The sequence below is a fragment of the Ectopseudomonas oleovorans genome (assembly GCF_029845265.1).
Taxonomy (GTDB): Bacteria; Pseudomonadota; Gammaproteobacteria; order Pseudomonadales; family Pseudomonadaceae; genus Aquipseudomonas; species Aquipseudomonas oleovorans.
In genome coordinates, this window is record NZ_JAOCLK010000095.1 from 1 (window position 1) to 2,590 (window position 2,590).

General features: G+C 44.6%; 1 protein-coding gene. It reads right to left on the reverse strand.

Annotated features, from left to right (window positions below; genetic code table 11):
* Nucleotides 1-810 precede the first annotated feature (810 nt).
* On the reverse strand, nucleotides 811-2,590 hold a 1,780-nt coding region (locus N5J71_RS22190), incomplete at its 5' end, for an NACHT domain-containing protein (RefSeq protein ID WP_279917662.1).

Consider the following 2,590-nt stretch of genomic DNA (forward strand, 5'->3'; position numbering starts at 1 on the left):
GGCAACAGAGTTACCGAACCAGGTGAGCGCTGATGGCCTCGCAGAACTGGTAGGCATACTGCTGCTTAACATTGAAACCGGTGAGCGCCCATTACTAGGTGCACTCCGCACCATGAACCGTTTGCACTTTCGAGTCCTACGCCAGCTTTGTGATCATCTTACGTGCGCCATCCTGGCCAACCTTCCCATCCGGCTTGTGCCAAAGGAGCTGCTGAGACTTAGATCCATGCTTGATCTTGGGCTTTGACACCATTCATGGTAGTAACGCTTGTAGGCTCAGGAATACTCATACAAATAAGCTGAGGCTGAAGGGGGATCAAGTCGTGGAACGACTCCAACTCCACTCACCGCTTGAAACACGTCCAGTACGCTGAGAATGACCGATATAGAGTCCCGCCATGCTATCGGAATCGATAATTTTCAGCTGCAACGTTCCGAAATATGCGTGCCTATCACTTTGATCGTACCATTCGCCTGTAATGTACGAATTCTTTATAGTGGCAAATATACAATAGGTTCTACCCTTTGCGTCAAACTCCGCATAAAGATATCTCCCAAACTGCTTGATTTGTGTATAGCTATGCCTCTGGGTAATATCCTTAAAACTAGGACTGTCCGGCGCCTCCCAAATTTGCTCCCACTTACCTGATATCTGGGGTGGCCTCTCACGAAAGAATCCCCTGACAGGCAGCCAATACAGGTACTTCACAAAGTAATGCGATAGACTGAAATCAAGTAAAGTTTTAACCACGAGCACAGCACAGGGCGCAACCAACCCTGTCGCCACAACATTAATGTCAAAAGTCATTACTATGGCTCAATCCCAAGCAGGTCTTCAGTGATTTTTGTTGATATCTCTGACAGATCACTTACAAGCTTCCTAGCGATCTTATTCTTCATTAGCGATCTTGCATGAGCTATGAGCTCTGCCCTCACATCTTCGGTGAGAGTGAAGTCCATATGCGATAGCTCAATTATCTTCATAATAACCGAAGAGTACTCATAACTTTTAACGGGTGTTAGTGATGTGATTTCATCAAGAGTGCTAACGCCGTCAATTTCGCACAGCGCATAAGTTATTATGATCTTCTCAAGATTATCAGAAGACTCTGATCGCTTCTCTCGCAAACGGCCTACCTGTCTAGAATTGATAAGATCAGCAGCCATCATAGAAACGGCAAAGTTAGGAAATGCCGCTATAAGAAAATTAAGAAAAGCATCAATGCGCTCGGTAGCCTTCTTCCTCTGAGCAACTGGAAGCTCTTGATATTTAGAGTGCGCAACCAATTTATCTAAAACTATTGGCCGCAACTTCTCTTGGAACCGACGTGTATTTAAAGCTATCGTTTTTTGATAGAAGTCTAAGGCACTTGAGAAGTGCTGATCAGCTACTGCACGATCAGTCACGTGCTCAGCTGCGCGGAATACACGCGCATACAAAGAGAGTGATGATTGAAAAAGAGTTGCTCCGTGCAAGTCATCCCAATTGGCGCGCGACTCTCCGTTCTGCGGGCACTCTCTCAGCGGCCTAGTGTTATCTAATTCCTCATCAATTTCATGCTCCTTTGGCGGCTCATGGCCAAGGGCTTTGTCAATAGACTCTTCTTTTAGCTCATCCAAAATGTCTGACTGAGCAGCCTCCTGAAGCTCCTCCGCTGCGGTCTTCAGATCAGTGACTCTTTCTGATTCAACACACAATGCCCAAGCGTCATTAGTTAGCCGCTGGCAGAAATCCAAAAGATCAGTATCTTCTTTTGAAATAGCCGACATGTACTCAATTACCTTATTGAAGCGCAGGAAATTGATAGCCATATGGAGCTCAGGGTACGAAGGTCTTCTATTGCTGAGATACCTCGCATACACATAATCAAAGAAACAAGCCTGACTAAATCGATACCTATCCTCGGAACGCTCAATCACACCACTTGCTAAAATCGGATTGAGATACGATGAAGTGGAGAAATCCTGTGCAATATCGCTATTAAACTTAACAATTATGGCATCAACATCTGAGATCTTCAGAGCGAACGTATTACTTTTTGCCATCTCATCAGCAATACTGCCAAGCAATCGCAATAAATCTTTATACTGAGGCGCACGCTCTCTAGTAATGCAATGTTTGTGCATAATAACCTCGATGAAATTTTCAACGAGATCAGCCTCATGTAAATATGTAGAAAAATGCCCCTGCTTTCGCTCGTAGATAGACAAAAGCATTGAGTAAACGAACAGGTTATTTGGCATTCCCGCATTGTCTACTGCCTTCAAAATCTCGCGCGCGACTGGTTTTTGTTTAGCCGAACTAGGAATCCACTTACCAATCAATCCCTTGAGGTGACTTCGCTTCATGCCTCCTATGTTGACCTCAACAAACTTCCTACCCACTTGAGTGCGTAGTTTTGTTGCGATCTCATGGGCCGTGGCATGCTTGCATGAAATTATAAATCTTGGAGCATTATAATCCTGAAGAAATGAAATAAGCTCATCAATACAGCTTTGAGAAAGACCCTCGACACCATCAAATATCAATAGAGCATTCTCTGTAATCACCCTATTGCTCAGCGCATCTATATATAGCTTAGAGCTAGGG